This is a genomic window from Caulobacter sp. CCG-8 (assembly GCF_037402475.1).
Taxonomy (GTDB): domain Bacteria; phylum Pseudomonadota; class Alphaproteobacteria; order Caulobacterales; family Caulobacteraceae; genus Caulobacter.
In genome coordinates this window covers 1-5817 of sequence record NZ_JBBEUD010000043.1, presented here as the reverse complement: position 1 = coordinate 5817, position 5817 = coordinate 1, and the positions used below count along the sequence as shown (strand labels likewise).

Annotated in this window: 3 tRNA genes and 3 rRNA genes; all 6 read right to left on the bottom strand. The window is 55.1% G+C overall.

Annotated elements, in window-relative coordinates:
• Positions 1-2: 2 nt before the first annotated feature.
• A tRNA-Met gene (locus WAE60_RS24030) sits at positions 3-79 on the bottom strand.
• A 79-nt stretch (positions 80-158) separates the two neighbouring features.
• A 5S ribosomal RNA gene (gene rrf, locus WAE60_RS24025) occupies positions 159-273 on the bottom strand.
• 101 nt (positions 274-374) lie between these two features.
• Positions 375-3163: ribosomal RNA gene (locus tag WAE60_RS24020) — 23S ribosomal RNA — on the bottom strand.
• Between the two features lie 229 nt (positions 3164-3392).
• Positions 3393-3468: transfer RNA gene (locus WAE60_RS24015), tRNA-Ala, on the bottom strand.
• A gap of 69 nt (positions 3469-3537) precedes the next feature.
• Positions 3538-3614 (bottom strand) — tRNA-Ile (locus WAE60_RS24010).
• A 191-nt stretch (positions 3615-3805) separates the two neighbouring features.
• A 16S ribosomal RNA gene (locus tag WAE60_RS24005) occupies positions 3806-5289 on the bottom strand.
• The 16S, 23S and 5S rRNA genes sit together here with 3 tRNA genes alongside, the layout of an rRNA operon.
• Between the last annotated feature and the right edge of the window lie 528 nt (positions 5290-5817).

The window sequence follows — 5817 nt, the reverse complement described above, 5'->3', positions numbered from 1 at the left end:
CTTGGGTGCGGGGACAGGATTTGAACCTGTGACCTTCAGGTTATGAGCCTGACGAGCTACCGGGCTGCTCCACCCCGCGGCGAAGAGGGTAGTGATGTGATCGTGTGGTAGGGTTTGGACTTTGGAGCGTGCGCTCTAACGAAGCATCCTTTTAGCGGACCTGGCGGCGACCTACTCTCCCGCGCCTTGAGACGAAGTACCATTGGCCCTGGGGGACTTAACGACCGAGTTCGGAATGGGATCGGGTGGGGAACCCCCGGCATAGCCACCAGGTCAGCAAAAAGGATGCTGTCGGGTCGCTTTGTGGCGACCCGAGCATTGTTGTGAAGAAGACATCGCATGTCTTGTAAAGCAGTCATGGGTTTGACTGAAGAACGATCAAGCCTATCGAGCTATTAGTACCGGTAAGCTACACGCCTCACAGCGCTTCCACACCCGGCCTATCAACGTGGTGGTCTTCCACGGCTCTCAGCGAGACCTTGTTTTGAGGTTAGTTTCCCGCTTAGATGCTTTCAGCGGTTATCTATTCCACACTTAGCTACCCTGCTGCACAGCTGGCGCCATGACAGGTCCACCAGAGGTGTGTCCATCCCGGTCCTCTCGTACTAGGGACAGATCCTCTCAAGTCTCGTACACCCACGGCAGATAGGGACCAAACTGTCTCACGACGTTCTGAACCCAGCTCACGTACCACTTTAATCGGCGAACAGCCGAACCCTTGGGACCTGCTCCAGCCCCAGGATGTGATGAGCCGACATCGAGGTGCCAAACTTTGCCGTCGATATGGACTCTTGGGCAAAATCAGCCTGTTATCCCTAGAGTACCTTTTATTCGTTGAGCGATGGCCCTTCCACGCAGGACCACCGGATCACTATGGCCGACTTTCGTCTCTGCTCGACTTGTCAGTCTCGCAGTCAGGCGGGCTTATGCCATTGCACTCGACGACCGATTTCCGACCGGTCTGAGCCCACCATCGCGCGCCTCCGTTACACTTTGGGAGGCGACCGCCCCAGTCAAACTGCCCGCCACGCCATGTCCCGGACCCGGATAACGGGCCGCGGTTAGACGTCAGCAACAATAAGGGTGGTATTTCAAGGATGGCTCCACCGGAACTGGCGCCCCGGTTTCATAGCCTCCCACCTATCCTACACATGTTGCTGCTAACGCCAAGGCGAAGCTGCAGTAAAGGTTCATAGGGTCTTTCCGTCTGACCGCGGGAACCCCGCATCTTCACGGGGAATTCAATTTCGCTGAGCCTATGCTGGAGACAGTGGGGAAGTCGTTACGCCATTCGTGCAGGTCGGAACTTACCCGACAAGGAATTTCGCTACCTTAGGACCGTTATAGTTACGGCCGCCGTTTACCGGGGCTTCAATTCGCAGCTTGCACCACTCCTTTTAACCTTCCGGCACCGGGCAGGCGTCAGACCCTATACGTCGCCTTGCGGCTTCGCAGAGCCCTGTGTTTTTGATAAACAGTCGCTACCCCCTGGCCTGTGCCACTCTTTTCTGGTTGCCCAAAGAAGAGTCACGCTTATCCCGAAGTTACGCGTGCAATTTGCCGAGTTCCTTCAGCATAGTTCTCTCAAGCGCCTTGGTATACTCTACCTGCCCACCTGTGTCGGTTTCGGGTACGGTCTCCGTTGGAGTTATTTCCAGGGACCTGTTCACTGCCCGGAGCAATCCAATAAGCCCGAACAATTTACCAGATCCGTCACTTCCAACTGGTTCAGGAATATTCACCTGATTCCCATCGACTACGCCTTTCGGCCTCGCCTTAGGGGCCGACTAACCCTGCGCAGATTAGCTTTACGCAGGAACCCTTGGGCTTTCGGCGAGAGTGTCTCTCACACTCTTTATCGCTACTCATGTCAGCATTCTCACTTCCGATACCTCCAGCAAGGCTCGCGCCTCACCTTCACCGGCTTACGGAACGCTCCGCTACCGCTTGCTCATAGAGCAAACCCATACCTTCGGCGTCTGGCTTGAGCCCCGTTACATTTTCCGCGCAGGATCGCTTGACCAGTGAGCTGTTACGCTTTCTTTAAATGATGGCTGCTTCTAAGCCAACATCCTGGTTGTCAAAGCAATCCCACATCGTTTCCCACTTAGCCAGAACTTGGGGGCCTTAGATGATGGTTAGGGTTGTTTCCCTTTTCACGACGGACGTTAGCACCCGCCGTGTGTCTGCCAGATATCTCTCTCGGGTATTCGGAGTTTGATTAGAATTGGTACAGATCGCTCCGCCCGCATCCATTCAGTGCTCTACCCCCCGAGGAGTCCGTCTGACGCACTACCTAAATAGTTTTCGCGGAGAACCAGCTATGTCCAGGTTTGATTGGCCTTTCACCCCTATCCACAAGTCATCCGAGAATTTTTCAACATTCACCGGTTCGGTCCTCCAGTAAGTGTTACCTTACCTTCAACCTGCTCATGGATAGATCACCTGGTTTCGGGTCGTCATGCGACGTACTTATTCGCCCTATTCAGACTCGCTTTCGCTGCGCCTACACCTAACGGCTTAAGCTTGCACGGCACATGAAGTCGCTGACCCATTATACAAAAGGTACGCCGTCACCACGCGCGGTGGCTCCGACTGCTTGTAGGCTTCCGATTTCAGGATCTGTTTCACTCCCCTTGTCGGGGTGCTTTTCACCTTTCCCTCACGGTACTTGTTCGCTATCGGTCATTGAGGAGTACTTAGGCTTGGAGGGTGGTCCCCCCATGTTCAGACAGGATTTCACGTGTCCCGCCCTACTCGAGTCTGTCGCTATTTGACGCTTACGGGGCTATCACCCACTATGGCCGACCTTTCCAAGTCGTTCAGCTTTATGTCACGACAGCACTGGCCTGGTCCCGGTTCGCTCGCCACTACTACGGGAGTCTCGGTTGATGTCCTTTCCTCCGGGTACTGAGATGTTTCAGTTCCCCGGGTTTGCTTAATGGAGCCTATGTATTCAGCCCATTATACCTGTCACAACCACACCACTACCGCTCCAGCCGAAGCTGAAGCAAAGTGGAATGGTCATTAAGGTGGGTTTCCCCATTCGGAGATAGCCGGATCAAAGGGTGCTCGCGCCTCCCCGGCTCTTATCGCAGCGTGCCACGTCCTTCATCGCCTCTCAATGCCAAGGCATCCGTCAGAAGCCCTTATGCGCTTGATCGTTCTCAGCAAAACCCATGCGCTACCGGTCTAGGGACCGGCGGCATGTGCTTTACAGTCAGACATTTGATGTCTTCTTCAAAGTCCGCCCTTAAACCAGCTGCGCCCCAAGGGTGAGATGCAGACGGCGGGTGAACCCTACCTTCACGATGTCATTTCGCCGGCCTCAGCTAGGCTGAGCGGCAAACTTGATATCCTCGATCGCGTTTTCGCACCGACCCGGTGGCCGGTGGTGGAGCCAGACGGATTCGAACCGACGACATCCTGCTTGCAAAGCAGGCGCTCTACCAACTGAGCTATGGCCCCTCGCCGCCGTGCGGTGAGTTGCTTAAGCCCAGGAGAACTGGGTCGGTTGCGTTCCGTAACTAGGAAGGTTGGTAGGCCCGATAAGACTTGAACTTATGACCTCACGCTTATCAAGCGTGCGCTCTAACCAACTGAGCTACGGGCCCATAGGCCGCATAGACCAGATCCTCATTCCCCAGCCAGGCTGAGGAACGAGACCCGTTCCTGGGCTCGCGATCGCCTCGTCGACCTGATCGGTCAACAAGGAGTGGAAAGAGAAACGAAGACGGCGGCGATCCGCTCATCTGTATAATTAGACGCTTCAATAAGACCGAAGTCTTGGAGAAGCAGTCCTTAGAAAGGAGGTGATCCAGCCGCAGGTTCCCCTACGGCTACCTTGTTACGACTTCACCCCAGTCGCTGACCCTACCGTGGTCGCCTGCCTCCTTGCGGTTAGCGCAGCGCCTTCGGGTAAAGCCAACTCCCATGGTGTGACGGGCGGTGTGTACAAGGCCCGGGAACGTATTCACCGCGGCATGCTGATCCGCGATTACTAGCGATTCCAACTTCATGCACTCGAGTTGCAGAGTGCAATCCGAACTGAGACGACTTTTAGGGATTGGCTCCCCCTCGCGGGATTGCAGCCCTCTGTAGTCGCCATTGTAGCACGTGTGTAGCCCACCTTGTAAGGGCCATGAGGACTTGACGTCATCCCCACCTTCCTCCGAATTAACTTCGGCAGTACTATTAGAGTGCCCAGCCAAACCTGATGGCAACTAATAGCGAGGGTTGCGCTCGTTGCGGGACTTAACCCAACATCTCACGACACGAGCTGACGACAGCCATGCAGCACCTGTGTCCCAGTCCCCGAAGGGAAAGCCGCATCTCTGCGGCGGTCCGGGCATGTCAAAAGGTGGTAAGGTTCTGCGCGTTGCTTCGAATTAAACCACATGCTCCACCGCTTGTGCGGGCCCCCGTCAATTCCTTTGAGTTTTAATCTTGCGACCGTACTCCCCAGGCGGAGTGCTTAATGCGTTAGCTGCGTCACCGACAGGCATGCCTGCCGACAACTAGCACTCATCGTTTACAGCGTGGACTACCAGGGTATCTAATCCTGTTTGCTCCCCACGCTTTCGAGCCTCAGCGTCAGTAACGGACCAGTATGTCGCCTTCGCCACTGGTGTTCTTCCGAATATCTACGAATTTCACCTCTACACTCGGAGTTCCACATACCTCTTCCGTACTCAAGACTGCCAGTATCAAAGGCAATTCCAAGGTTGAGCCCTGGGCTTTCACCTCTGACTAAACAGTCCGCCTACGCTCCCTTTACGCCCAGTAATTCCGAGCAACGCTAGCCCCCTTCGTATTACCGCGGCTGCTGGCACGAAGTTAGCCGGGGCTTCTTCTCCGGGTACCGTCATTATCGTCCCCGGTGAAAGAATTTTACAATCCTAAGACCTTCATCATTCACGCGGCATGGCTGCGTCAGGCTTTCGCCCATTGCGCAAGATTCCCCACTGCTGCCTCCCGTAGGAGTTTGGGCCGTGTCTCAGTCCCAATGTGGCTGATCATCCTCTCAGACCAGCTAAGGATCGTCGCCTTGGTGGGCCTTTACCCCACCAACTAGCTAATCCTACGCGGGCCGCTCCAATGGCGATAAATCTTTCCCCCGAAGGGCACATCCGGTATTAGCTCAAGTTTCCCTGAGTTGTTCCGAACCAAAGGGCACGTTCCCACGTGTTACTCACCCGTCCGCCACTAATCCCGAAGGATCCGTTCGACTTGCATGTGTTAGGCCTGCCGCCAGCGTTCGCTCTGAGCCAGGATCAAACTCTCAGGTTGAGTTGACATTGACCCAGACTACCAATCCCGAAGGATCGGCGTTCTGGTTTGCATAGTTTCTTGACGAGTTCCCATCACACATCGACCGAACCGAAGCCCGATCGGCGTATGTATGGTGTCTTCAAGAGACCGCATTTGTCAGCGTCGAGATGGACCTTCTCAGTCCATCGCCAGAGCGCCGCCGCCTGCGTTTCTCTTTCCAAATCAACAATGTCAAAGACCCGAACCCCTCTCCCGAGGAGCCCATCGTTTAGCGCCCGATGTCGGCGGAGGCGGCTATCTATCCAACCTCGAATTCCGTGTCAAACCGTTTTTCTTCAAAACCGTTCGAACCGGTCCAACCAAACCACCCGAAGGCGAACCCAGTAGACCGTGGCGACCTTCTAGAGAAGAGCGCCAACCAAGTCAAGTAAGAATTTCCAGGAAACTCTTTCTAGACTTGAAGAACCTGGCGTCGAATTCTTGCGAACCCCTCACCAAACCCTCCGGAGCCGCGCCTTCTATTGAAAGCCCAAACCCCTGTCAATC